The sequence below is a fragment of the Geodermatophilus sp. SYSU D00079 genome, from assembly GCF_054050635.1.
The window spans coordinates 389761-412962 of the sequence record NZ_JBJGZS010000001.1 but is presented as its reverse complement, the minus strand read 5'-3'; the positions used below and the strand labels follow the sequence as shown (position 1 = coordinate 412962).

General features: G+C 76.0%; 28 protein-coding genes. 13 read left to right on the top strand and 15 right to left on the bottom strand.

Features of this window, described 5'->3' with window-relative positions:
* Positions 1-282 precede the first annotated feature (282 nt).
* The 3 genes from ACI79E_RS02120 to ACI79E_RS02110 are packed head-to-tail and all read left to right on the top strand — an operon-like array spanning position 283 to position 1800.
* Positions 283-456 (top strand): hypothetical protein, encoded by a 174-nt coding sequence (locus ACI79E_RS02120; protein WP_456930892.1) that lies wholly within the window; start codon positions 283-285, stop codon positions 454-456.
* 6 nt (positions 457-462) lie between these two features.
* Positions 463-936, top strand: a complete 474-nt coding sequence (locus ACI79E_RS02115) for a RidA family protein (RefSeq protein ID WP_456930891.1) — start codon at positions 463-465, stop codon at positions 934-936.
* A gap of 54 nt (positions 937-990) precedes the next feature.
* Complete coding sequence (locus ACI79E_RS02110; RefSeq protein WP_456930890.1) at positions 991-1800, top strand: NUDIX hydrolase; 810 nt, start codon at positions 991-993, stop codon at positions 1798-1800.
* An 89-nt stretch (positions 1801-1889) separates the two neighbouring features.
* Here the strand turns inward: ACI79E_RS02110 and ACI79E_RS02105 are convergent, their stop codons facing one another.
* Together ACI79E_RS02105 and ACI79E_RS02100 are read right to left on the bottom strand one after the other, a co-directional pair.
* Positions 1890-2564, bottom strand: a complete 675-nt coding sequence (locus ACI79E_RS02105; protein ID WP_456848801.1) for a Crp/Fnr family transcriptional regulator — start codon at positions 2562-2564, stop codon at positions 1890-1892.
* A gap of 238 nt (positions 2565-2802) precedes the next feature.
* Positions 2803-3045: a hypothetical protein gene (locus ACI79E_RS02100; protein ID WP_456930889.1), complete on the bottom strand. Its 243-nt coding sequence runs from the start codon at positions 3043-3045 to the stop codon at positions 2803-2805.
* Positions 3046-3206: 161 nt separating this feature from the next.
* On the opposite strand from ACI79E_RS02100, the gene nth reads away from it, so the two are divergent.
* The 5 genes from nth to ACI79E_RS02075 are packed head-to-tail and all read left to right on the top strand — an operon-like array spanning position 3207 to position 6975.
* Positions 3207-3992: an endonuclease III gene (gene nth / locus ACI79E_RS02095; protein ID WP_456930888.1), complete on the top strand. Its 786-nt coding sequence runs from the start codon at positions 3207-3209 to the stop codon at positions 3990-3992.
* Complete coding sequence (locus ACI79E_RS02090) at positions 3989-4570, top strand: TlpA family protein disulfide reductase (protein ID WP_456930887.1); 582 nt, start codon at positions 3989-3991, stop codon at positions 4568-4570. The genes nth and ACI79E_RS02090 overlap by 4 nt, the downstream gene beginning before the upstream one ends.
* A complete protein-coding gene (locus ACI79E_RS02085) occupies positions 4567-5340 on the top strand; it encodes an NUDIX hydrolase (RefSeq protein ID WP_456930886.1) in 774 nt (257 codons plus the stop codon). The genes ACI79E_RS02090 and ACI79E_RS02085 overlap by 4 nt, the downstream gene beginning before the upstream one ends.
* Entirely contained in the window at positions 5337-5789 is a 453-nt protein-coding gene (locus tag ACI79E_RS02080) for a cupredoxin domain-containing protein (RefSeq protein WP_456930885.1), read from the top strand. The genes ACI79E_RS02085 and ACI79E_RS02080 overlap by 4 nt, the downstream gene beginning before the upstream one ends.
* 4 nt (positions 5790-5793) lie before the next feature.
* Positions 5794-6975, top strand: coding sequence for a MarP family serine protease (locus ACI79E_RS02075; protein WP_456930884.1), 1182 nt, complete (start codon positions 5794-5796; stop codon positions 6973-6975).
* Positions 6976-7044: 69 nt separating this feature from the next.
* Here ACI79E_RS02075 and ACI79E_RS02070 read toward each other — a convergent pair whose 3' ends face one another.
* The 3 genes from ACI79E_RS02070 to acs all read right to left on the bottom strand — a co-directional run bounded on the left by ACI79E_RS02070 (position 7045) and on the right by acs (position 10638).
* Positions 7045-7971 (bottom strand): alpha/beta fold hydrolase, encoded by a 927-nt coding sequence (locus ACI79E_RS02070; protein WP_456930883.1) that lies wholly within the window; start codon positions 7969-7971, stop codon positions 7045-7047.
* Between the two features lie 26 nt (positions 7972-7997).
* Positions 7998-8501: a phage holin family protein gene (locus ACI79E_RS02065; RefSeq protein WP_456930882.1), complete on the bottom strand. Its 504-nt coding sequence runs from the start codon at positions 8499-8501 to the stop codon at positions 7998-8000.
* A 184-nt stretch (positions 8502-8685) separates the two neighbouring features.
* On the bottom strand, positions 8686-10638 hold the full coding sequence (gene acs, locus ACI79E_RS02060; protein WP_456930881.1) for an acetate--CoA ligase: 1953 nt from the start codon (positions 10636-10638) through the stop codon (positions 8686-8688).
* A 119-nt stretch (positions 10639-10757) separates the two neighbouring features.
* Here acs and ACI79E_RS02055 point away from each other — a divergent pair, with 119 nt between their 5' ends.
* Positions 10758-11465: a (2Fe-2S)-binding protein gene (locus tag ACI79E_RS02055; RefSeq protein ID WP_456930880.1), complete on the top strand. Its 708-nt coding sequence runs from the start codon at positions 10758-10760 to the stop codon at positions 11463-11465.
* 3 nt (positions 11466-11468) lie between these two features.
* On the opposite strand, the gene hflX is transcribed toward ACI79E_RS02055, so the two are convergent.
* The 3 genes from hflX to ACI79E_RS02040 all read right to left on the bottom strand — a co-directional run bounded on the left by hflX (position 11469) and on the right by ACI79E_RS02040 (position 14466).
* A complete protein-coding gene (gene hflX / locus ACI79E_RS02050) occupies positions 11469-12608 on the bottom strand; it encodes a GTPase HflX (RefSeq protein ID WP_456930879.1) in 1140 nt (379 codons plus the stop codon).
* A gap of 131 nt (positions 12609-12739) precedes the next feature.
* Positions 12740-13759: an S-adenosylmethionine:tRNA ribosyltransferase-isomerase gene (locus ACI79E_RS02045; protein ID WP_456930878.1), complete on the bottom strand. Its 1020-nt coding sequence runs from the start codon at positions 13757-13759 to the stop codon at positions 12740-12742.
* Complete coding sequence (locus ACI79E_RS02040; RefSeq protein WP_456930877.1) at positions 13756-14466, bottom strand: SDR family NAD(P)-dependent oxidoreductase; 711 nt, start codon at positions 14464-14466, stop codon at positions 13756-13758. Before ACI79E_RS02040 ends, ACI79E_RS02045 begins: the two co-directional genes overlap by 4 nt.
* 72 nt (positions 14467-14538) lie before the next feature.
* On the opposite strand from ACI79E_RS02040, the gene soxR reads away from it, so the two are divergent.
* Both soxR and ygiD read left to right on the top strand, forming a co-directional pair.
* Complete coding sequence (gene soxR / locus ACI79E_RS02035; protein ID WP_456930876.1) at positions 14539-15009, top strand: redox-sensitive transcriptional activator SoxR; 471 nt, start codon at positions 14539-14541, stop codon at positions 15007-15009.
* Positions 15010-15129: 120 nt separating this feature from the next.
* Positions 15130-15981, top strand: a complete 852-nt coding sequence (ygiD, locus tag ACI79E_RS02030) for a 4,5-DOPA-extradiol-dioxygenase (protein ID WP_456930875.1) — start codon at positions 15130-15132, stop codon at positions 15979-15981.
* Between the two features lie 181 nt (positions 15982-16162).
* On the opposite strand, the gene ACI79E_RS02025 is transcribed toward ygiD, so the two are convergent.
* Genes ACI79E_RS02025 through ACI79E_RS02015 form a run of 3 tightly spaced genes read right to left on the bottom strand, consistent with a single transcriptional unit; the run spans position 16163 to position 18206 of the window.
* Positions 16163-16429 carry a helix-turn-helix transcriptional regulator gene (locus ACI79E_RS02025; protein ID WP_456930874.1) on the bottom strand — a complete coding sequence of 89 codons (267 nt, stop codon included), beginning with the start codon at positions 16427-16429 and terminating at the stop codon, positions 16163-16165.
* Positions 16426-17280 (bottom strand): ABC transporter permease, encoded by an 855-nt coding sequence (locus ACI79E_RS02020; protein WP_456930873.1) that lies wholly within the window; start codon positions 17278-17280, stop codon positions 16426-16428. Before ACI79E_RS02020 ends, ACI79E_RS02025 begins: the two co-directional genes overlap by 4 nt.
* Positions 17277-18206 (bottom strand): ABC transporter ATP-binding protein, encoded by a 930-nt coding sequence (locus ACI79E_RS02015; protein ID WP_456930872.1) that lies wholly within the window; start codon positions 18204-18206, stop codon positions 17277-17279. The genes ACI79E_RS02020 and ACI79E_RS02015 overlap by 4 nt, the downstream gene beginning before the upstream one ends.
* Positions 18207-18282: 76 nt before the next feature.
* Between ACI79E_RS02015 and ACI79E_RS02010 the strand changes: the two genes are divergently transcribed.
* Complete coding sequence (locus ACI79E_RS02010) at positions 18283-18900, top strand: hypothetical protein (RefSeq protein WP_456930871.1); 618 nt, start codon at positions 18283-18285, stop codon at positions 18898-18900.
* A 108-nt stretch (positions 18901-19008) separates the two neighbouring features.
* Positions 19009-19440: an NAD(+)--rifampin ADP-ribosyltransferase gene (arr, locus tag ACI79E_RS02005; protein WP_456930896.1), complete on the top strand. Its 432-nt coding sequence runs from the start codon at positions 19009-19011 to the stop codon at positions 19438-19440.
* A 13-nt stretch (positions 19441-19453) separates the two neighbouring features.
* On the opposite strand, the gene cobA is transcribed toward arr, so the two are convergent.
* Genes cobA through ACI79E_RS01985 form a run of 4 tightly spaced genes read right to left on the bottom strand, consistent with a single transcriptional unit; the run spans position 19454 to position 23193 of the window.
* Complete coding sequence (gene cobA, locus ACI79E_RS02000; RefSeq protein ID WP_456930870.1) at positions 19454-20713, bottom strand: uroporphyrinogen-III C-methyltransferase; 1260 nt, start codon at positions 20711-20713, stop codon at positions 19454-19456.
* Positions 20710-21762 carry a nicotinate-nucleotide--dimethylbenzimidazole phosphoribosyltransferase gene (gene cobT, locus ACI79E_RS01995; RefSeq protein ID WP_456930895.1) on the bottom strand — a complete coding sequence of 351 codons (1053 nt, stop codon included), beginning with the start codon at positions 21760-21762 and terminating at the stop codon, positions 20710-20712. Before cobT ends, cobA begins: the two co-directional genes overlap by 4 nt.
* Positions 21763-21806: 44 nt before the next feature.
* On the bottom strand, positions 21807-22886 hold the full coding sequence (gene cobC, locus ACI79E_RS01990; protein WP_456930869.1) for an Rv2231c family pyridoxal phosphate-dependent protein CobC: 1080 nt from the start codon (positions 22884-22886) through the stop codon (positions 21807-21809).
* Complete coding sequence (locus ACI79E_RS01985) at positions 22879-23193, bottom strand: cobalamin biosynthesis protein (protein WP_456930868.1); 315 nt, start codon at positions 23191-23193, stop codon at positions 22879-22881. The genes cobC and ACI79E_RS01985 overlap by 8 nt, the downstream gene beginning before the upstream one ends.
* Positions 23194-23202: the final 9 nt, after the last annotated feature.

The following is a 23202-nucleotide window of genomic DNA, read 5'->3' as shown; positions in this document are numbered from 1 at the left end:
TCCCCACCCCTCGCGAGCTCGGGGTGGGACCCGGGACGGGGCCAGGAGCCGAGGGTGACCCCGTCCTCCCCACCCCTCGCGAGCTCGGGGTGGGACCCGGGACGGGGCCAGGAGCCGAGGGTGACCCGTCCTCCCCACCCCTCGCGAGCTCGGGGTGGGACCCGGGACGGGGCCAGGAGCCGAGGGTGACCCCGTCCTCCCCACCCCTCGCGAGCGTGGGGCGGACCCTGCGGGAGAGCCGGAGCCGGAGCCGGACCCGTGGGCTGCGCTAGCGTCGCGGCCATGAGCGATCCGGCCCGTGTCCGGTGGGAGTACGCCACCATCCCGCTGTTGATCCACAACACCAAGGCGATCCTCGACTCCTGGGGAGTCGACGGCTGGGAGCTGGTGACCGTGCTGCCCGGCCCGGCCGGCAGCGAGCAGCCGGTCGCGTACCTCAAGCGCCCGCTGGGCTGACCCGCCGTGACGACGCCGCAGACCCAGAGCTGGCACGCCCGGTTGGCCGAGCTCGGCATCCGGCTGCCCGCCGTGGCCGCGCCGGTGGCCGCCTACGTCCCGGCGGTGCGCAGCGGTCAGCTGGTCTACACCTCCGGGCAGCTGCCGTTCGTCGACGGCGGCCTGCGCCGCACCGGCAAGGTCGGCGGCTCGGTGGACCCCGAGGACGCCGCGCACGACGCCAAGCTGTGCGCCCTCAACGCCCTGGCCGCGGTCGACGACCTGGTGGGACTGGACTCGGTGGCCCGCGTCGTCCGCGTGGTGGGCTACGTCGCCAGCGCCGAGGGGTTCACCGGTCAGCCGCGGGTGGTCAACGGGGCCAGCGAGCTGCTGGGGCGGATCTTCGGCGACGCCGGACGGCACGCCCGCAGCGCCGTCGGCGTGGCGGAGCTGCCGCTCGGTGCCCCCGTCGAGGTCGAGCTCACCGTCGAACTGCGGTGACGCCGCTGCGCGGGGCTCTGGGGTGCCGGCGCCGGTGGTGGGGAGCGTGACCCGGTGAGTCCGGCCGAACCCCGGCAGGCGGCGACGGTCCTGCTGCTGCGCGACGGCACCCCGGGGCTCGAGGTGTACCTGCTGCGGCGCACCCGGGGCATGCCCTTCGCGGGCGGGATGACCGCCTATCCCGGTGGGGGCGTCGACCCGCGGGACGCCGACGTCCAGACCGACTGGGTCGGCCCGCCCCCGGCGGAGTGGGCGGCGGCCTTCGGGTGCGACGAGCCGACCGCCCGCGAGCTGGTCTGCGCCGCCGTCCGGGAGACGTTCGAGGAGGCCGGCGTCCTGCTCGCGGGGCCGGCCGACGGCTCCGACGGGGCGGGCGGGGTCGTGCCGTCGGTGACCGGCGACGACTGGGAGGCGCAGCGGCAGGCCCTGCTGACCCGCGAGCTGTCCCTGGCCGAGCTGCTCGCCGACCGCGGTCTGGCGCTTCGCTCGGACCTGCTGCGCCCCTTCGCGCACTGGGTCACCCCGCCGGACGAGCCGCGGCGCTACGACACCAAGTTCTTCGCCGCGGCGCTGCCGGTCGGTCAGGAGGCGCGGCACGTCACCGGTGAGGCCGACGAGGCGAGCTGGCTGACCCCGGCCGCCGCCCTGGCGGAGATGCGCGGTGGCACGCGGCCGATGCTGCCGCCGACCATCCACACCCTCGGCCAGCTCGAGCCCTTCGCCGACGTGGCGGCCGTGCTGGCCGGCTCCCCGCCGGAGCCGCTGCAGCCGATCAGCCCCACCTTCGAGGACGAGCCCGACGGCCGCTGGGCGGTCCTGCCCGACGGCACGCGGATCCGGCTGGTCATACCCCTCCCGTCCTGAGCGCCGGCGCCGGGCTCCGTGCTCCCGGCGCCAGGGACGCAGCGAGGCCCCACTCCGGACCGGAGCGGGGCCTCGTGGCGTCGCGGGCCTCAGCGGGCGCGGCGGCGCAGACGCTCCTCGTCGAGGACGACGACCGACTTGCCCTGCAGCTGGATCCAGCCGCGGTGCACGAAGTCGGCCAGCGCCTTGTTCACCGTCTCGCGGGAGGCGCCGACCAGCTGGGCCAGCTCCTCCTGGGTGAGGTCGTGCTTGACCCGCAGGCCCTCGCCCTCGCGGCTGCCGAACCGGTCGGCCATCTGCAGCAGCGCCTTGGCCACCCGGCCGGGGACGTCGGTGAAGATCAGGTCGGCCACGGAGTCGTTGGTCCGCCGCAGCCGGCGGGCCAGCACGCGCAGCAGCTGCTCGCCGATCTCCGGGTGCGCCTCGATCCACGGGCGGATCACCGACTGCGGCATCCGGGCCAGCTTGACGTCGGTGACCGCGGTCGCCGTCGCGGTGCGCGGCCCGGGGTCGAAGACCGACAGCTCACCGAACTGGTCCGACGGGCCCATGACGGCGAGCACGTTCTCGCGGCCGTCGGGGGAGCGACGGGACAGTTTGATCTTGCCGGACATGACGATGTACAGGCTGTCGCCCGGTTCGCCCTCGTTGAACACGACCCGGCCTCGCGGCAGCGTGATCGTCTCGAGGCGGCTGATGACCGTTTCCACCGCCTCTTCCGACTGCCCCTGGAAGAGCCCGGACTGGGCCAGCACCTCGTCCACTACGCGTCCTCTCGCACGACCAGTGGGAGCGCCGACAACCGGCGCTTCCCGGAGAGCGCGCGCCTGCGGCGCGGCGCCGTCCGCAGAGAGTCTAGGGGGCTGTGCGCGTGGTCACCTGATCGGTGGGAGACCGGGCCACCCCGACGGGGGAGGGACGGCGGACGACACCGCAGGTCGGGCCCGTGTTCGGGCCCCCTCCCCGGTCCGCCGCGGAGGGTGGTGAGGACCGGCTCCTCCCTCAGACGACGGGCGGCTCGGCCTCCTGCAGCACCCGCGACGAGCGCCGCCGCCGCCAGCGGGCCATCGCCCGCCGGATGCCGGAGGAGGCCAGGGTGTCGACCTCGCCGGGGCTGGCGGTGGAGAGGAACTCGGCGACCTCGCGGGGACCGGTGGGCCGGCGAAGCGGCTCCTCGACCCGCTCCATCACCAGCAGGAACGCGATGAGCAGCGGTGGGAACAGGATGACGATGAGGGCGACCACCGGGTACCTCCTCCGTCCTCGTCGGGGGCGGCGCCGGTCCGGCCGGCGCCCGCGCGCACTCCTGTGTGTACCCCGTCCCGCGGGGCGGAACCCGCGCCCACGGCGGCTGCGATGATGGCACGGGCCCGGGATCGTCAGCTCGTCCGCCTACCCTCGACCGCGTGTCCTCGCCCGCCTACGCACGCCCGGTCCCCCCGCACGCGCGGCGCGCCGCCGCCCGAGGGGGAGCGCCGTACGACCCCGAGGAGACGCCGCTGGCGCGCACCCGCCGCGCCCGGCGGATGGCCCGCGAGCTGGCGCTGATCCACCCCGACGCGCACTGCGAGCTGGACTTCACCAACCCCTTCGAGCTGCTGGTCGCCACGGTGCTGTCGGCGCAGACCACGGACAAGATGGTCAACAAGGTCACGCCGACGCTGTTCGCGAAGTACCCCGACGCGGTGGCCCTCGCCGGGGCCGACCGCGAGGAGCTCGAGGCGATCCTCAAGCCGACCGGCTTCTTCCGGGCCAAGGCCAACTCCGCCCTCGGCCTGGCGCGGGCGCTGGTCGAGCGGTTCGACGGCGAGGTGCCCGGCCGGATGGCCGACCTGGTCACCCTCCCGGGCGTGGGACGCAAGACGGCCAACGTCGTCCTGGGCAACGCCTTCGGTGTCCCCGGGCTCACCGTCGACACCCACTTCGGCCGGCTCGTGCGCCGGTTCGGCTGGACGGCGGAGGAGGACCCCGTCAAGGTCGAGGCCGAGGTCGCCGAGCTGGTGCCGAAGAAGGAGTGGACCGACTTCAGCCACCGGGTGATCTTCCACGGCCGGCGGGTCTGCCACGCCAAGAAGGCGGCCTGCGGGGCGTGCGGCCTGGCCCGCTGGTGCCCGTCCTACGGCATCGGCCCCACCGATCCGGAGGTCGCGCTGAAGCTGGTCAAGACGCCGGCCGCCTCCGACACCGAATGAGCGCCCGCGGACGGGTCGCCGCCGGTGCGCTGCTGCTGCTCGGGCTGGCCGGGTGCGGTGGCGGGACCCCGGACGCCGGCGCCGCGCCGTCCGCCGCCCCGGCGGTGGAGAACACCACCGCGGCGTGCCCCGCCCAACCCGAGGAGCCGGCGACGGGTGGTGAGGTGCTCGCCGACGTGACCGTCGACTGCCTCGGTGGCGGGCAGCTGGCCCTCGGCCGGGCGCAGGGCGTGCCCACCGTGGTGAACCTGTGGGCCAGCTGGTGCGGGCCCTGCCGGGAGGAGTTGCCGGTGGTGCAGCAGCTGGCCGACGCGGCCGGCGACCGGCTGCGCGTCGTCGGCCTGGTCAGCCAGGACACGCCCGCCAACGGGCTGGCCTTCGCCGCCGACGCGGGCGTCACCATGCCCACCGGCGTCGACGCCGACGGCGACCTCGCCATCGAGCAGGGCCTGCGCGGTCTGCCCTACACCTACCTGCTGCGCGCCGACGGCTCGATCGCCCACCTGCAGCTGCGCCCGGTGACGTCGCTGGAGGAGCTCGAGGGCCTGGTCGCCGAACACCTGGGGGTGCAGCTGTGAGCCAGGCGGCCGGCGGCGAGCAGCGCCCCGACGGCCTCCCGGAGTACCTGCACCGCCTGCTCGACACCGGCGCCGACCTGCCGCTGCGGCACCGCATGCCCCGGCCGACCGCGACGGCCCGCCGCTCGGCGGTGCTGATCCTGTTCGGCGAGGGCCCGCGCGGCGCCGACGTCCTGCTCATCGAGAAGTCCGCGCACCTGCGCACGCACGCCGGCCAGCCGGCCTTCCCCGGCGGCGGCGCCGACCCCGGGGACGAGTACCCGGTGGGCACCGCGCTGCGGGAGGCCGAGGAGGAGGCCGGCATCGACCCCGACGGGGTGCGGGTGCTGGCCACCCTCCCCGAGCTGTTCCTCGGGCCCTCGGACAACCTCGTCGTCCCGGTGGTCGCCTGGTGGGACGACCCCCGTGACGTCAGCGTCGGCGACCCCCGGGAGGTGGCCCGCGTGGCGCGGGTGCCGCTGGCGGAGCTGACCGACCCGGCCAACCGGTTCCGCGCCCGTCACCCCTCGGGCTACATCGGCCCGGCGTTCGGCGTGGCCGGGATGGTCGTGTGGGGGTTCACGGCGGGGCTGCTCGACGCGATCCTCGAGGCCGCCGGCCTGACCCGGCCCTGGGACCAGTCCGACGTCCGGGAACTCCCCGTGCTCGGGGCGCGGCGTCCGCAGCTGCCGGGCACCCTCGACCCCGTCGAGGAGGAGGACGCCGCCGCGCCGACGGTCGCCGATCCGGCGCCCGACGGGCCGCCCACGCGTACCGTTCCCCCGCGATGAACGCGCGCGATGGACGGCGGCGCGGCGCGCTGGCCGCCGGGACGCTGCTGCTGGCCGCCGTCCTGGCCGGCTGCGGCGGGGGCGGGTCCGGGAGCCCGTCGGCGACGACCCCGGCCGGCCCGGAGCCCGGCGCCGTGAGCACCGCCCCCGACGGGGTCCAGGAGGTCACCCTGCAGACGCAGGACGACTACGTCTTCACCCCGGCCACCTTCACCGTCGCACCCGGGCAGGTGCGGCTGACCGTGGTCAACGTCGCCGACCAGTTGACGCACAACTTCCGCTTCACCCCGGACGCCGGGCCCGAGCCGATCGCGCCGGAGATCCCGCTGCTGGCGCCGGGGGAGAGCCGCACCATCGAGTTCACCGTGTCCGTCCCCGGTGAGCACCCGTTCGAGTGCAGCTTCCACACCCAGCTCGGACAGGTCGGCACGATGACGGTGCAGGGCTGACCAGGTGTCGATCGTCGACGTCGTCCTCATCGTCCTGGCCCTGTCCTTCGGCTTCTCCGGCTTCCGGCAGGGTGTCATCGTCTCCGCGGCGTCCTTCTTCGGCTTCTTCGGTGGGGCGGTCCTCGGCGCCCAGCTGTCGGGGCCGGTGACCGACCGGGTCGACGGCTCGCCGGTCACCCGGGTGTTCGCCGCGCTGGTCGTCGTCCTGGCCGGGGCGCTGCTGGGGCAGGTGCTGGCCGGCGCGGTCGGCCGGGCGGTGCGCCGGCGGGTCACCTGGGAACCGGCCAAGATGGTCGACTCGGTGGCGGGGGCCGTGCTGTCGGCTGCGGCGGTGCTGCTGGTGGCCTGGATGGTCGCCACCCCGCTGGCCACCGCACCCTTCCCCGAGGTGGCCGGCCAGGTCCGGCAGTCGGCGCTGGTGCAGGCGGTCGACCGCAGCGTCCCCGCCGGTGTCCGGGCGGTGTACGACTCGCTGCGGGAGGCCATCGACCGGCGCGGGCTGCCCGACGTCCTCGACCCGCTCACCCCCACCGACGTCCCGGACGTCCCGGCGCCGGACGAGGCACTGCGGGCCAGCCCGGTCGTGACCTCGGTGCAGGGGTCGGTCGTGCAGATCAGCGGCGTCGCGCCGTCGTGTGCGCGGCAGATCGACGGCTCCGGGTTCGTCTTCGCCGAGGAGCGGGTGATGACCAACGCCCACGTCCTCGCCGGGGTCACCGACCCGGTGGTCAGCGCCGAGGGCGAGGAGTACGACGCGACGCCGGTGTTCGTCGACGAGGAGACCGACGTGGCGGTCCTCGCCGTCCCGGGCCTGCCGCAGGTGCCGCTGACCTTCGCGCCGGCCCCGGTCGAGTCCGGCGCGGACGCGATCATCATGGGGTACCCCGGGGGCGGCGGCCTGTTCGTCGGGCCGGCCCGGGTGCGCGACCGTGGCGAGATCAGCGGGCCGGACTTCCGCAACGCCCAGACGGTCGTCCGCGACGTCTACGCCCTCCGCGGCGAGGTGCGCGCCGGCAACTCCGGCGGCCCGCTGTTCGACTCGCAGGGGCACGTGCTCGGCGTCGTGTTCGCCTCGGCCATCGACGACCCGATGACCGGCTACGCCCTCACCAACGCCCAGGTCGACGGCGCCCGGCAGGCCGGGCTGACCGCGACCGCGGAGGTGCCCACCGGCGCCTGCGAGTAGGGAGAGGGCCCCGTCCTCCCCGCCCCTCGCACCCTCGCGGCGGGCCCTGCAGGAGGCCGCCCTGTCGCGTCACCTCGCCCACTCGACGAGGGCGTCGTTCACCGCCTCGGGGACCTCCTCGTGCGGGAAGTGGCCCACGTCGGGGAGGACCCGCCAGTCGTAGGCGCCGGCGACGTAGCGGCCGGAGCCGAGGGCCGACGACGTCAGCACGTACGGGTCGAGGCCGCCGTGCAGCTGCAGGGTGGGCGCGGTGACCGGGGCGGCCATGCGGCGGGCGTAGCGCCACCCGTCGGGGCGCACCTGGGAGCGGCCGAACCAGCGGAAGTACTCCATCGAGCCGTAGGCGGCCTGCGGGATGCGGGCCGCGGAGCGGTAGCGCTCCACGGCGAGCGCGAAGTCGGCGGTGGAGGTCCACGCCGGGCCGGCCCAGCGGCGCATCAGCTCGGCGACCGGGTCGTCGTCGGCACGGGTCAGCCGGCGCTCGGGCAGCCGCGGCAGCTGGAAGCCGAGGAGGTGCCGCAGCGCCCGCCGTTGCGCGGAGTCGGCCAGCGACGCCCGCAGCCGCCGGGGGTGGGCCATCGACAGCACCGCCAGCCGGCGGACGCTGCGGGGGTGCAGGGCGGCCGCCGTCCAGGCCACCAGCCCGCCCCAGTCGTGCCCGACGACGACGGCGTCCTGCTCACCCAGCGCGCGCACGAGCGCGGCCACGTCGGCGGCGGCGGTGGGCAGGTCGTAGCCGCGCGGTGGCTTGTCGCTGCCGCCGTAGCCACGCAGGTCGGGGGCGACGGCGTGGAACCCGGCGGCGGCCAGGGCGGACAGCTGGGCACGCCAGGTCCACCAGAACTGCGGGAAGCCGTGCAGCAGCAGCACCAGCGGACCCTCGCCGGCCTCGGCCACGTGCAGCCGGACGCCGTTGGCCGAGACGTCGCGGTGGGTCCAGGGGCCGGGCAGCAGGACGCTGGTCGCGTCGGGCGGCTCCTCCTCGGCCGTGCTCACGGAGCCGGGCGCCGGGGCGCGCCGGTTCAGACGGAGTACTGGTCGCTGCCGCGCAGCTGTACCCGGCCGTTGCTCACGGTCGGCACCTCGCGGCGACGCTCGCCCGGGGCCTCGCGGTGGACGACCTCCGGCAGCTCGCGGAGGGTCTCCAGCGTCCGCTCGGGCTTCTCGATCTTCTTCAGCGAGCTGCGCCCGACCAGCGCGGCGATGCCGGCCAGCAGCACGATGAAGGCCCAGACGATCAGGTAGGAGATCCACCGCTCCAGGCCGAGCCAGGTCAGGAACTCGGCGATCGCGACGAAGATGAAGATCCCCGAGAAGGCGAGCAGGACGCCTGCGGCGCCGAACGCGCCGACGCCGATCCCGGCCTTCTTCGCGGACCTCCCGACCTCGGCCTTGGCCAGCTCGATCTCGCTGCGGATCAGCGTCGAGACGTCGGCCATGGCGCTCTGCACGAGCGCGCCGACCGAGGGCTCCTCCGCGCCGGCGGGCCGGCCCTGGTACGGGGTCGACTGTGCGCTGTGGGCCACGGGGGGCACCTCCTGGACTGGGGGTTCGGACGTCCCCGCGTGCGCGCGGGGCTGGGGGAATCGTGCCCCATGATCGCGTGGCGCGCGTCCCCGCGTCCCCCGACCGGGTCGCCAGGACGGTCCCGGGACCTCCACCCACGTCCCGGCGCGCCGGACGTGGGCGGAGCTCCCGGTGCTGCCTTCCTCAGTCCTCGGAGCCGGAGCTGGCGGGCAGCTTGTCCTTGATCAGGTTCATCACCGACGAGTCGGTGAGCGTGGTGACGTCCCCGAGCTCCCGGTTCTCGGCGACGTCGCGCAGCAGCCGGCGCATGATCTTGCCGGAGCGGGTCTTGGGCAGCTCCTGCACGACCATGATCTGGCGGGGCTTGGCGATGGGGCCGATGTCCTTGGCCACGTGGGTGCGCAGCGTCTGGACGAGGTCGTCACCGGAGTCCTCGGCGCTGCCGCGCAGGATGACGAAGGCGACGATGCCCTGCCCCGTCGTCGGGTCGCTGGCGCCGACGACCGCCGCCTCGGCCACCGCCGGGTGCGCGACCAGCGAGGACTCGACCTCGGTGGTGGAGATGCGGTGCCCGGAGACGTTCATGACGTCGTCCACCCGGCCGAGCAGCCAGATGTCGCCGTCGGCGTCCTTCTTGGCGCCGTCCCCGGCGAAGTAGACCTCCTTGCCGAAGCGGGACCAGTAGGTGTCGACGTAGCGGTCGTCGTCGCCCCAGATGGTGCGCAGCATCGACGGCCACGGCTCGGTGAGCACCAGCAGCCCGGTGGTGTCGTCGCCGAGTTCGTTGCCCTCGTCGTCGACGACCTTCGCCGAGATGCCGGGGAAGGGGGTCTGCGCCGAGCCGGGTTTGAGGTTCGTGACGCCGGGCAGCGGGGTGATCATGTGCGCGCCGGTCTCGGTCTGCCACCAGGTGTCCATGATCGGGCAGCGGCCGCCGCCGATGTTCTGGTGGTACCAGAGCCACGCCTCGGGGTTGATCGGCTCCCCGACCGAGCCCAGCACCCGCAGGCTGGTCAGGTCGAAGCCGGCGGGGATGTCCTCGCCCCACTTCATGAAGGTGCGGATCACGGTGGGCGCGGTGTACAGGATCGTGACGCCGTACTTCTGGATCAGCTCGAACCAGCGCCCGCGGTGCGGGGTCTCCGGCGTTCCCTCGTACATGACGCTCGTGGCCCGGTTGGCCAGCGGCCCGTAGACGATGTAGCTGTGGCCGGTGACCCAGCCGACGTCGGCGGCGGTCCAGTAGACGTCGGTGTCAGGCTTGAGGTCGAAGGTGGCCCAGTGGGTGTAGGCGACCTGGGTCAGGTAGCCGCCGCTGGTGTGCAGGATCCCCTTGGGCTTCGCCGTCGTCCCCGACGTGTACATGATGTAGAGCGGGTGCTCGGCGTCGAAGGACTCCGGGGTGTGCTCGGCCGACTGCCGCTCGACCACGTCGTGCCACCACAGGTCGCGGCCCTCGGTCCACTCGACGTCCTGCTCGGTCCGCCTGACGACCAGCACGTTGCGCACCGCGCCGCCCCGGCCGACCGCGTCGTCGACGGCGGGCTTGAGGGCGCTGGGCGCGCCGCGGCGGTAGCCGCCGTCGGAGGTGATGACGAGGACGGCGCCGGAGTCGTCGAGCCGGCTGGCCAGCGCGTCGGCGGAGAACCCGCCGAAGACCACCATGTGGACCGCGCCGATGCGGGCGCAGGCCAGCATCGCGATCACCGTCTCGGGGATCATCGGCATGTAGATGGCCACCCGGTCGCCGGCCTGGACGCCGAGCTCGACGAGGGCGTTGGCCGCCTTGCAGACCTCGTCCTTCAGCTGCGCGTAGGTGATGGTGCGGGTGTCGCCGGGCTCGCCCTCCCAGTGGTAGGCGACCTGCTCACCGTGACCGGCCTCCACGTGCCGGTCGACGCAGTTGTAGGCGACGTTGAGCCTGCCGCCGACGAACCACTTCGCGAAGGGCGGGTTGGTCCAGTCGAGGACCTCGTCCCACTTCTGCGTCCAGGTCAGGCGCTCGGCCTGCGTCGCCCAGAACGCCAGCCGGTCTCGCGACGCCTCCTCGTAGACGTCGGGACCCACGTTGGCCTGCCCGGCCAGCGCCTCCGGCGCCGGGAACCGGCGGCCCTCCACCTCGGTCGTCTCGCTCATGCGGCTCCTCCCGGTCTCGGCCGTCGTCCGGGGACGACGGAACGTGCTCCCCGCCACACCGTATGGCGCCCAGGGCGCTGCGTCTGCCCCGGATGACGTGCTCAGGCGAGACTGCCCTGGTGACCGCCGACGCGCAGGTGGAGGTGGCCGCCCGGGTGCCCGGGGCGGCCGCGCTGGGCCTGCTCCCGCCGCCGTCGGCGCGCCGCGTGCCCGCCGTCCGGCTGGCCGACCCGGACTGGACGGCGGCCCGCCTGGAGCAGCTGGCGCAGCGGTACGGCAGCGCGGACCGGCGGGTGCTCGCGACGGTCTGGTGGTACTCGGCGTCGTCGGTGCTGGTGACCCCGTCGCTGGCCGGCCTGCTGACCGGGCGGCCGCTGTCGGCGCGGCTGGCCGACACCACCCTCGCCGAGCTGTCCGGCGGGGTGCTGGTGGCCGCGACCGCCGGGGCCGGGGGCGCCGACCTCGCCGGCGAGCTGCGCGCCTCGCTGGCCGAGGTGGTGGCCGCGGTGGCCGAGGCGGGCGGGATGCGGCCGCGCCCGCTGTGGGCGATCGCCACCGACTCGCTGGCCGGCCGGCTGCTGGCGCTGGGCCGCGCGCTGGGCGACGTCCCGCGGGCCACCGCGTCGGCCGTGGCGCTGGCCGCGGCCGTGGGGCCGCCGCTGCCGGTGCCGGGCACCGTCGACGTCGCGGGGGTGCGCTTCGTGCGGCGGGTGTCGTGCTGCCTGCTCTACCGGCTGCCCGGGCAGCCGCTGTGCACCTCCTGCCCGCGGCGGCCGGCGGCGCACCGCGAGGTGCTGCTGGCCGACACCGCCGCCCGCATGCGCTGAGGGCTACCGGCCCAGCCGCTCCTCCACCGCCCGCCGGAGGTCCTCGGTGCCCTCCCCGGTCAGGGCCGACACCGGGAGCGCCTCCGGATAGGCCGTCCGCAGCGCCGCCAGCCACTCGGGCGGGGCGATGTCGACCTTGTTCAGCGCCAGCAGCTCGGGCTTGTCGCGGGCGCCGATCTCGTAGAGCACGCCACGGACCGTCGTCACCTGGGCCATCGCGTCGGGTGCGGAGGCGTCGACGACGTGCAGCACCAGGTCGGCCTCGGTGATCTCCTCCAGCGTGGAGCGGAAGGCGTCGACCAGCTGGTGCGGCAGGTGGCGCACGAAGCCGACGGTGTCGGTGAGGGTGTACTCGCGGCCGCCGGGGGTGCGGGTCCGGCGGACGGTGGGGTCGAGGGTGGCGAACAGCGCGTCCTGGACCGGGACGTCGGCCCCGGCGAGCCGGTTCATCAGCGCGGACTTCCCTGCGTTGGTGTAGCCGGTCAGCGCCACCGCGGGCACCCGGTTCCGGCGGCGCCGCAGCCGCGTCCGTTCGCGACGGCGGGCGGTCTCCTGCACCTGCCGGCGCAGCAGGGTGATCCGGCGCCGCAGGTGCCGTCGCTGGCTCTCCAGCCGCATCTCGCCGGGCCCGCGGACGCCGGTGCCCGCGCCGCCGGCCGTCCGGCCGCCGCCGATCCGGGAGAGCTCGGTGCCGTGCCCGGTGAGCCGGGGCAGCTGGTAGGCCAGCTGGGCCAGCTCGACCTGCGCCTTGCCCTCACTGCTGCGCGCGTGCTGGGCGAAGATGTCCAGGATCAGCGCCGTCCGGTCGACCACCCGCGCGCCCAGCCGCTCCTCGAGGTTGCGGACCTGCGCGGGGGACAGGTCGCCGTCGGCGATCACGAGGGCGGCCCGCTGCTCCCGTACGAGGTCGGCGAGCTCGCCGACCTTGCCGGCTCCCAGGTAGGTCGCCGGGTCGGGCTTGTCGCGGGCCTGGACCACCCGGCTGACGACGGCCACCCCGTCGGTCTCGGCCAGTCGCTCCAGCTCGTCGAGCGGGTCACCCGCGCCGTCCCCGCCGGTCCGCAGGCCGAGGAGGACTGCGCGGAAGTCCTCCGCGCCGTCGTGGGCCGGCGCCTGCGCGCCGAGCAGCCAGGTCCCTGGCATGTCCGCCTCCCGGGGCCCCGGGCCGCCCGGCCCGGGTCGGAGCCGGAGGAGGAGGGCCGTCCTGGCCCGGCCCCGCGGGGCGCTCCGGCTCCTCCAGCCTCGTCGCCGGAGCGCCCCCGCGCCACCCGGCCTCAGGGCAGGAACAGCATCGTGTCGCCGTACTCGTGCCACAGGTAGCCGCCGGGGACCGCACGGGCGTAGGCACGGTCGACCAGGTCCCGGCCGGCCACCGCCTCCAGCAGCAGCAGGTGACTGGCGTCGGGCGCGTGCAGGCCGGTCACCAGGCCGCCGACCGCCCGCGCCGGTCGGTCGGGGCCGAGGACCAGGTCGGTCCAGCCGGCGGCCGGCCGGGTGACGCCGTCCTCCCCGGTCGCGGACTCCAGCGCGCGGGTGACCGTGGTGCCGACGGCGACCACCCGCTGCCCGGCCCGCCGGGTGCTCTCCACCAGCCGGGCGGTGGCCTCCGGCACCCGGAACAGCTCGGGTGCCGGGGGCTCGTGCAGCTCGGGGCTGGAGACGCCGGCGTGCAGCACCACCGGGGCGACGACGACCCCGCGGGCCATCAGCCGCACGAGCAGCCGCTCGGTGAACGGCCGCCCCGCGCTGGCGTTCTCCGCGCTGCCCGGCTCGGTGGCGTAGACGTTCTGCACGTCGGCCAGGGACGGCGCGGCGGTGAGGTGGCCGTAGCGGATCGGCTGCCCGTGCCGGCGCAGGTGGTCCACCACGGGCACCAGCGGATCGGGGCGGGCCCGCCACAGCCGCGAGGGTCGCGCCGGGTCGGGGAAGCCCGCGAGCAGCCGCAGCCGGACGCCGCCGGGCAGGTCCAGCACGGTGCCGGGCTCCACGCCGCGGTCGGGGCCGTCGTTGTCCGGACGGCGCACCTCGACCACCCAGTCGCCGTCGTCCAGCGCCGTCGAGACGTGCACGGGGGTGCTGGTGCCGTCGGAGCGCCGGGCGTCGAGGCGGGCGGGCAGCGTGCGCGAGGTGTTGACCACGAGCAGGTCGCCGGGCTCCAGGTGCTCGGGCAGGTCCCGGAAGACGGCGTCGCGCAGGCCGTCGGGGCGGACCACCATCAGCCGGACACCGTCCCGCGCCACGCCCCGCTGCTCGGGCGGGGCGGTCGCCTCCCGGCCCATCGCCACGGCGCTCACCGGTTCGCCTCCAGGTGGACCGGCGCGTCGGCGGCGAGCTCGGCGGCCCGGTAGCGGCCGCTGGGCAGGTCGCCGTCGACGAGTGCCAGCAACGCCGGGACGACGGACCCCGGGTCGGGCAGGCCCGTGGCGTCCGGGTCGGCGGCGCGGTGCATGTCGGTGGCCATGTCGCCGGGGTCGACGGCGTACAGGCGCAGGCCGGGGTGCTCGACGGCGAGCACGGCGGTCAGCTGGTCCAGTGCGGCCTTGCTGGCGCCGTACCCGCCCCAGCCCTCGTAGGCCTCGACGGCGGCGTCGCTGCTGATGTCGAGCACCCGCCCGCCGGCCCGCTCCAGCGCGGGCAGCACCGCCTGCAGCAGGGCCAGCGGGGCGACGGTGTTGACCGCCAGCACCCGCTCGAGGGCCGCCGGCGGCAGGTCGGCCAGGCGGGGCAGCGGGGTCGGGCCGAGGTCGCTGGCGTTGTTGACCAGCAGGTCCAGCCGGCCGGGGACGGCGGCGGCGAGCGCGGCCCGGTGGCCGGGGTCGGTCACGTCGCCGGCGATCGCCGTGACAAGGTCGGGCCGGGGGAGTGCGGCGACGGTGGTGGCGAGGCGGCGCGGGTCGCGGGCGTCGACGACCAGCCGCCAGCCGCGCCGGTTCAGGGCCTCGGTGAGGGCGGCGCCGAGGCCGCGGGACGCTCCGGTGACGAGTGCGGTCGGTGTGCTCATGGAGCTACCGTGGGAGTTCAAGTTGACTTGAGGTCAAGGGCTCGGAGCAGACTCGTCAGGGAGGAGGCGGCGGTGGCGGAGGATCTGACCATCGGCCAGGTCGCGCAACGGTCGGGGGTGGCCGCGTCGGCGCTGCGGTACTACGAGGCGCAGGGGCTGGTCGCGGCGTCCCGGACCGCCGGCGGTGCCCGGCGCTTCCCGCGCAGCGTGCTGCGCCGGCTGGCGTTCATCCGGGCGGCGCAGAACGTGGGGCTGACGCTGCCGGAGATCCGGGCCGCGCTGGCCACCCTGCCCGACGGGCGGACGCCGTCGGCCCGGGACTGGGCACGGCTGTCGCAGGGCTGGCGGGAGCGGCTGGACGAGCAGATCGCCGCGCTGGTCCAGCTGCGGGACGGGCTGTCGTCGTGCATCGGCTGCGGCTGCCTGTCGCTGACCCGGTGCGCCCTGTCCAACCCCGGTGACGTCGCGGGCGGGGAGGGGCCGGGGGCGCGGTGGCTGTCCCCGGCGCTGCGGCGGGTGCCGCCGGTGTCCAACGCGGGATGACCACCGGACGGACGCGGGGCGGCCACACGGCCGACGCCGGGTGTGACCCCGCACCGCCTCGCTTCCGGCGCGGGTGGGGGAGATGATCGGCTGATCGCCGTCGACGAGGGGAGCGACCCCATGCCGGTCATGCCTGCCGCGTTCATCGGGCACGGCAACCCGATGAACGCCCTCGAGGAGAACCGCTACACCCAGGCGTGGCGGGCGTTCGGGCAGTCGGTGCCCCGGCCCCGGGCCATCCTGGTCGTCTCGGCCCACTGGTACGTGCACGCCACCGCCGTGACCGCGATGCCCCGGCCGCGCACGATCCACGACTTCTTCGGCTTCCCGCGCGAGCTGTTCGACGTCAGCTACGAGCCGCCGGGCCTGCCCGAGCTGCACGAGGAGATCGCCGACGTCGTGCACCCCACGTGGGTCGGCGCCGACCTGGACAGCTGGGGCATCGACCACGGCACCTGGTCGGTGCTGCGGCACGCCTTCCCCGACGCCGACATCCCCGTCGTGCAGCTGTCGATCAACGCGCTCAAGCCGTTCGACTACCACCTGCAGCTGGGGGCGTCCCTGGCCCCGCTGCGGGAGGACGGCGTGCTGGTGATCGGCAGCGGCAACGTCGTCCACAACCTCGGCGGGGTCAGCCGCGCGCTGCCCGACGCCGGGTTCGACTGGGCGCGCCGGTTCGACGAGGAGGCCCGCGAGCTCATGCAGCTCGAGCCCACCGAGGTGGCCAAGCTCGACGGGCACCGCGACTTCGACCTCGCCGTCCCGACGCCGGACCACTTCCTGCCGCTGCTCTACGTCGCCGGGGTGGCCGGCGCGACCGGCACCACCGCCGACGTGCTGGTCGACGGCTACGCGTACGGCTCGCTGTCGATGACCGCCTACACCGTCGGCATGACCCCGCCGTCGGTCGACGGCTCGGGCTTCGCCGCACCACTGCCCGACGAACCCCCCGCGGACGGCGCCAACATCTGATCAAGGACCCCGTCCCCCTCACCGCTCGCACGCTCGCGGCGAGCCTCTGGACGGGGCCAGGGAGGGCGACCCGCGGTCCGCACCGCTCGCACGCTCGCGGCGAGCCTCTGGACGGGGCCGTGGAGGGTGACCCGCGGTCCTCACCGCTCGCACGCTCGCGGCGAGCCTCTGGACGGGCCGATCAGCCGGCCTCGGAGGAGGGGTGGGGGACGTCGCTGATCCGCGGGAAGGGCCGGGTGGAGAAGACCACCTCCACCGGCAGGCCGAAGAACTCGGCGATGCGCAGGGCCAGGTGCAGGCTCGGGTTGTACTCGCCGCGCTCCAGGTAGCCGACGGTCTGGTAGTGGACGCCGAGGGCGTCGGCGAGCTCCCGCCGGGTGACCCCCTGCTCGGCGCGCAGCAGGGCGATCCGGTTGTAGACGGCGTCCCCGGGCCGCTCGCCGCTCACCGCACCCACTGCGCCGCCGCGTCGCGGGCCGCCGCGACCTGGGACCCGGACTGCCGGCGGGCCATCCGGCGCAGCACCCGCGGGGTGACCAGCAGGCCGAACACCGCCCAGGCGGCCAGCACCAGCGCGGTGAGCCCGCTGCGCCAGGAGTCGCCGACCTCGACCGCGGCCGCGGCGTCGGGGAGGAAGGCCGACCGCATGCCCAGGCCGATCCAGTAGGTGGGGAAGACCTGGGCCACCACCTGCACCCAGCCCCACAGCACCTGGACGGGGAAGAAGATCCCGGAGATGGCGGTGAGCACGATGATCGGCAGCATCCCCCAGCTGCTGACCTTCTGCGTGTTCGGCACGACCGCGCCGAGGATCATGCCGAGGGGCAGGGTGGCGAGCAGGCCCAGCGCCAGGACCCACGCGACGGTGAGCCAGCCGGGGACGCCGATGTCCAGCACGCCGTCGAAGAGCAGGGCGCTCGGTACGAGGATCACCAGCAGCATCGGCAGCAGCCCGAGGGAGTGGTAGAGCACCTGCCCGGTGACGTAGCTCGGCATGCCGTGCGGCAGCGCCTTGTGCCGCAGCAGCGTGCCGTCCTCCCGCTCCATCGCCAGGGCGAACGCCGGGCCGATGACCACGCCGAAGGCCAGCAGGCCGGCGAGGATGCCGGGCAGGCTGTAGGCCACCACCGAGATTCCGGTGCCCTCCAGTTCGCCGTCCCGGTTGAACCAGAGGTAGAGCAGCGTGCCGCCGCCCATGACCAGGTAGAACAGCTGGTCCTGCGGGCTGCGCAGGCTCAGCAGGAACTCCGTCCAGCCGCGGCGCAGGCCGAGGCCGATCGCGTGCCGGGTGGCGTTCACCGGGTCGCCTCCACGAGGGTCGGCGCGGTCGGTCCGGTGGACTCGAACCGCTGCACCATGGCCAGGTAGGTGTCCTCGAGGCTGGCGTGGTGCACCTCGAGGTCGGTGAGCTCGTCCCCGTGCTGCTCGAACAGCCGGCGGACGAACGGGACGACGTCCTCGGTGGCGTGCACGAACCGCTCGCCGCCGCACGCCCAGCGGACCTCCGAGGAGCCCGCCACCTGGCGGGTGAGCTCGGCCGCGCTGCCGTCGGCGACGATGTGCCCGTCGGCGAGGATGAGGATGCGGTCGGCCAGCCGCTCGGCCTCGGCGAGGTCGTGGGTGGTGAGCAGGATGCTCGTGCCCTCCAGGTCCGACAGCCGGTGCACCAGGTCGTGGAAGTCGCGCCGGGCCTGCGGGTCGAACCCGGCGGTGGGCTCGTCGAGGAAGAGCAGCTCGGGGCGGCCGATGATGCCCACGGCGACGTCCAGCCGGCGGCGCCGGCCACCCGACAGCGTGCCGATCTTGCGGTCGGCGTCGTCGGTGAGGCCGACGGTGTCCAGCAGCCAGTCCACGTCGTACGGGCGGGGCCGGTCGGCCGTCGAGTACGGCCGGTAGTGACCGCCCAGCTGGGTCAGCAGCCGGCGCGGCGTCCAGCGGGCGTGGTCGCGCCAGGACTGGAGGACGACGCCGACGCGGGCGCGCCACTCGTCGTCGGCCCGCGCGGGGTCGGCGCCGAGGACCTCCACCTGCCCGGCCGACGGCAGCCGGAAGCCCTCGAGCACCTCGATGGTGGTCGTCTTGCCCGCGCCGTTGGGACCCAGCAGGCAGACCACCTCCCCGGGGTGGACGTCGAAGTCCACGCCGGTGAGCACCTCGTGGCTGCCGTAGGCCATCCGCAGGCCGCGGACGCGGACGACCGGGTGGTCGGGGAGGTCCGGGATCATCGCCGCTCCTCAGGACGTCGTCGGTGCGGTGATAGTAGGAGTGCTACATCGGCAGTACAACTGCTTTCATGAGGGCATGACGGGTGTGCTGCGGTCGGTGCTGCGGTCGGAGGCGGGGATCGCCCGGGCGTACTGGTGGGCCCTCCGCTCCCGGCGGGCCGTCGCGGCGGGGGAGGTCGCCCTGCCGTACGCGGGGCGCTTCGGCCTCGTCGTCGGCGTGCTGTGCGTGCTCGGCGGGCTGGAGACGGTCGTCGTCCACGTGCTGCTGCCGTGGGAGACCGCGCGCTGGGTGCTGCTGGCCGTGTCGGTGTACGCGCTCGTCTGGATGGTCGGCTTCGCGCTGTCGCTGCGCCAGCACCCGCACGTGGTCCGCGACGGGGAGCTGGTGCTGCGCTCCGGTCACCTCCAGCGGGTGTCGGTGCCGCTCGCCGCGCTCGTCGCGGTGCGGCGCGCCGTCGAGACCGGGCACCGGCGCACCGTGGTCCGCGACGGCGACCGGCTGGCGGTCTCGGTCATGGGCGACACGGACGTCGAGCTGCGCTTCGACCCGCCCGTGCACGTCGCGGGCCAGGCCGCCCCGGTGGCCCGCGTGGCCTTCTACACCGACGAGCCCGCCGCGGCGGTCCGGCTGCTGCGCGACCGCGTCGTCGGCCCACCGCGTTCCCGCGGGGAGGTCACCGGGCCCCTACGGTGACGGGGGACGGGCCGAGCCCGTCCGGCGGCGAGGCCGGCCGACGACGCGTCCCGGGTGTCCGGGGGGAGAGGGGCAGCGGTGGGTGTCGACGGCGGCGACCACGTCCCCGTGACCTACGAGCACTGCGACCACGTCGACGGGCCCTTCTACCACGGGACGAGGTCCGCGCTCGGGGTCGGCGACGAGCTGGTGCCCGGCCACGGCTCCAACTTCCAGGCGGGCCGGGTGTCGAACCACGTCTACTTCACCGCGCTCGTGGAGACCGCCGCCTGGGGTGCGGAGCTCGCGACCGCGCTGGCCGGGAGCGGCGAGCGGGGACACGTCTACGTCGTGGAGCCCCTGGGCCCCTTCGAGGACGACCCGAACGTGACCGACAAGCGGTTCCCCGGCAACCCCACCCGGTCCTACCGCACCCGCCACCCGCTGCGCGTCGTCGGCGAGGTGGACGACTGGCAGGGGCACGCCCCCGAGGTCCTGGAGGGCATGCTCGACTCCCTGGCCCGGCTGCGGGAGCAGGGGCTGGACGTCATCGAGGACTAGGCGCAGGCCCGCGTCAGCGCTGCGGGCCGAGCTCGGCGGCCAGCGTCACGACCTCGCCGACCACCCAGACCGCGGGCGGGCGGATGCCCTCGTCGGCCAGCGTGCGGGCCAGCCCGGCCAGGGTGGTGCGCACCGTCCGCTGGGTCGGGGTCGACCCGTCGGCGACGACGGCCACCGGGGTGTCCGGGGCGCGGCCGTGCTCGACGAGGGCCGCGGCGATCGCCGGGGCCGTGTCGACGCCCATGAGCACGACCAGGGTGCCCTGCAGCCGGGCCAGCGCCGTCCAGTCGGTCAGCGACGACGGGTGACCCGGGGGCACGTGCCCGGAGACGACGACGAACTCGTGGGTGAGCCCGCGGTGGGTGACCGGGATGCCGGCCAGCGCCGGGACCCCGATCGCCGAGGTCACCCCCGGCACCACCTCGACCGGCACGCCGGCGGCCGCGCACGCCGCCAGCTCCTCCATCCCGCGGCCGAAGACGAACGGGTCGCCGCCCTTGAGCCGCACCACCCGCCTCCCGGCCCGCGCGTGCTCCACCAGCAGCGCGTTGATCTGCTCCTGGGCCATGTAGCGGCCGCGGGGCAGCTTGGAGGCGTCGATGACCTCGACGTCCGGCGGGAGCGAGGCCAGCAGCGACTGCGGCGCCAGGTGGTCGGCGACGACGACGTCCGCCTGCGAGACCGCCTGCTGGCCGCGGACGGTGATCAGCCCCGGGTCGCCGGGGCCGCCGCCGACCAGGACGACGGTGCCCGGGCGGCCCTCCGGCGTCGCGCGGGCGGCGCGGTCGCGGATGCTGCCGTCGGTGAGCCCGGCGACCACCGCGTCGCGGACGCCGACGGCGCGCTGCGGGTCGCCGCCCCCGTGGACGCCGACGACGAGGTCGCCCTGCCGGCCGACGGCGGGGGTCCAGACGCTGGAGGCGGCGCGGTCGTCGGCGCGTGCGCAGAACAGCCGGGACCGCTCGGCCTCCTCGGCGACCGCCGCGTTGACCGCGGGGTCGTCGGTGGCGGCGACGGCGTACCAGGCGCCCTCGAGGTCGCCGGGCTCGTACCGGCGGCGCACCCAGGTCACCGCCCCGGGCCCGACCAGGGCCTCCAGGGCGGGGGTGACCTCCGGGCTGACGACGGTGACCAGTGCCCGGGCCTCCAGCAGCCCGGCGACACGGCGGTGGGCGACCTGGCCCCCGCCGACGACGACCACCCGCCGGTCCAGCAGCCGCAGCCCGACCGGGTAGACGACCCCGCTGGCGGGGTCGACCGGGGTGGCGTTCACGCGTCCTTCCCGGTGACGCCGGCGGAGTCGAAGGTGGCGACGTCGTGCAGCGCCCGGGCCGCGCTGGCGACCAGTGGCAGGGCCAGCAGCGCGCCGGTGCCCTCGCCGAGGCGCAGGTCCAGGCCGAGCAGGGGGCGCAGGCCCAGGGCGCGCAGCGCGAGGCCGTGCCCGGGCTCGGCGGAGGTGTGCCCGGCCAGCGCGTGGTCCAGGGCGGTCGGGCACAGCGCGGCGGCGACGAGCGCGGCGGACCCGGCGATGACGCCGTCCAGCAGCACCGGCACGCGCGCCGCCGCGGCCCCGAGGACGAAGCCGGCGAGCGCGGCGTGTTCCAGCCCGCCGAGCTCGGCGAGGGCGGCCAGCGCCGTCTCCGGCGTGGTGGGCCGCTCGGGGACGCGGGCGACGGCCCGGGTCACCACCTCGACCTTGCGGGCCAGCGTCCGGTCGTCGACGCCGGTGCCGCGGCCGGTCGCCTCGGCCGGGCCCGCGCCGGTGAACGCGCAGACCAGCGCCGCCGACGCGGTCGTGTTGGTGATCCCCATGTCGCCGGTGACGAGGCTGCCGTGGTCGGCGGCGAGCCCGGTCGCCACCCCGATGCCGACCTCCACCGCCCGTCGCGCCTCGTCGACGGTCATCGCCGGGCCGGTGGCGAGGTCGGCGGTGCCGGTGCGGACCTTCCGGCGCAGCAGCGCGGGGGTGGGCTCGACGGCGTAGGAGGTGGCCACCCCGACGTCCACCACGACGACGTCGGCCCCCAGCTGCGCGGCGAACGCGTTGACCACCGCGCCCCCGCGGGCGAGGTTGGCCACCATCTGCGCGGTGACCTCCTGCGGCCACGGCGTGACCCCCTGGGCGTGCACCCCGTGGTCGGCGGCGAACACCGCGACGGCGGCGGGCACCGGCAGCGGCGGGGGGCAGGCGCCCGCGGTGCCGGCCAGCTGGGCGGCGACGTCCTCCAGGACGCCGAGCGAGCCCGGCGGCTTGGTCATCCGGTCCAGCCGGTCCCGGGCGGCGCGCTCGGCCGCGGCGTCGCGGGGTGCGACCGCGGCGATCGTGTCGCCCAGCAGGGTGCCGGCGAACGGGGTCGGGTCGGTGCTCAGCGGATCTCCTCGGGCTGGCGGGGCTGGCCCCGCGGCGTCGGTGGCGCGGGAGGGATCCCCTCCAGGATCGCAGCGAGGTCGGCGGTGAACGCACGCGAGGTCGCCGGGTCGCGGACGGCCACCCGCAGGTGGTCGGCGGTCAGGCCCGGGAAGGTGTCGCCGCGGCGCACCGCCCAGCCCCGTCGCCGCAGCTCCGACCGCACCGCCTCCCCGCCGGGCACCCGCAGCAGCACGAACGACGAGCGCGGCGTGCCGAGCACCTCGACCCCGGGCGGCAGGGCCTGCACCAGCACCTCGCGGTGGTCGATCAGGTGGTGGGCCACCGCGGTGGCCTCGGCGCGGGCGGCAGCCGTGGTGCAGGCGGCGAGCGCGGCCAGGGCGGGGGCGGACACCGGCCACGGCGGCTGGTGCGCGGCGAGCGCGGCCACCAGGTCCGGCGGGCCCAGCGCGTAGCCGACCCGCAGCCCGGCCAGCCCCCACGTCTTGGTCAGGCTGCGCACCACGAGCACCCCCGGCAGGTCGCGGAGGCCGGCCAGCGACGCCGGCTCCCCGGGCACGGTGTCGGCGAACGCCTCGTCCACCACCAGCACCCGGCCCGGCCGCGCCAGCGCGGCGACGTCCTCGCGCGGGTGCAGCACCGAGGTGGGGTTGGTCGGGTTGCCGAGCACGACCAGGTCGGCGTCCCGCGGCACGGTGGCGGGGTCGAGGCGGTACTCGGGAGCGGGCAGCAGCAGCCGCTCGACGGGGTGGCCGGCCGCCCGCAGCGCGGCCTCCGGCTCGGTGAACGACGGGTGGACGACGACCGCCCGCCGCGGCCGCAGCGCCCGCGCGACCAGCGTGAACGCCTCCGCGGCACCGGCGGTGAGCAGCACCTCCCCGGGGGGCCGGCGGTGCGCGGCGGCGACCGCGGCACGGGCCGGGCCGGCGTCGGGGTAGGCGGCGGCGTCGTCGAGGGCGGCCAGCAGGACGGCGCGCAGCCACGGCGGCGGGGTGCCCGCGCGCACGTTGACGGCGAGGTCGGTCAGGCCCGGGGCGAGCTCGGCGTCGCCGTGGTGGTCCAGGTCGGGCTCATCCACGGGCCACCGCCACGGTCACCCGGCCGACGACCGTCCGGCCCACGAGCAGGGGACCGCCGCCGAGCAGGGCCGCCGCCTCGGCGACCGACGGCGTCCCCACGGCAGCAGCGACCCGCGCGGACGGGGCGGGGACGCCGACGGCGGCCAGCGCGGCCGCCGGGTGCCCGGTGAGCGGCCAGCCGCGTGCGGCCGCGGCGGTCCGCAGCCCGGGCTCGGCGGCCCGGACGTCGAGCGTGGCCAGGCGGACGTCGTCGGCCGCGGCCGGCAGGACGGCGTCCACCGCGGCGAGGACCTCCGCCGCGCTCACGCCGGGACG